Source organism: Cupriavidus sp. GW821-FHT02F09 (assembly GCF_059421605.1).
On sequence record NZ_JBWKVH010000014.1, the window covers coordinates 60,433 to 61,053 of the forward strand.

Annotated in this window: 1 protein-coding gene; it reads left to right on the plus strand. The window is 64.9% G+C overall.

The features are described 5' to 3' along the window. Nucleotides 1-621, plus strand: a 621-nt coding sequence (locus AC07XB_RS17645) for a hypothetical protein (RefSeq protein ID WP_494752799.1), incomplete at both ends; no start/stop codon positions are given.

Below are 621 nucleotides of genomic sequence, written 5' to 3' on the forward strand. Positions count from 1 at the left end.
TACCCGACGACCTGCTACCGCTCGATGAGCCCGTGCCATCGCTCGTGTTGCCGCCGGAGCTACCGCTGGACGAACCACTGTTGCCGGACGAAGAACCACTGCCCGACGAGCCGCTACCGCTCGAGGAGCCAGTGCCGTCGGTTGCGTTGCCGCCGGAGCTACCGCTGGACGAACCATTGTTGCCAGACGAAGAACCACTATCCGACGAGCCGCTGCCGCTCGATGACCCAGTGCCATCGCTCGTGTTGCCGCCGGAGCTACCGCTGGAAGAACCACTGTTGCCGGACGATGAACCACTACCCGACGAGCCACCACCACTCGATGAGCCCGCGCCGTCGCTCGTGTTGCCGCCGGAGCTACCGCTGGACGAACCATTGTTGCCGGACGAAGAAGCGCTACCCGACGACCTGCTACCGCTCGATGAGCCCGTGCCATCGCTCGTGTTGCCGCCGGAGCTACCGCTGGACGAACCATTGTTGCCGGACGAAGAACCACTACCCGACGAGCCACTGCCACTCGATGAACCGCTACCCGACGAGCCGCTACCGCTCGATGAGCCCGTGCCATCGCTAGTGTTGCCGCCGGAGCTACCGCTGGACGAGCCACTACTGCCGGATGAAG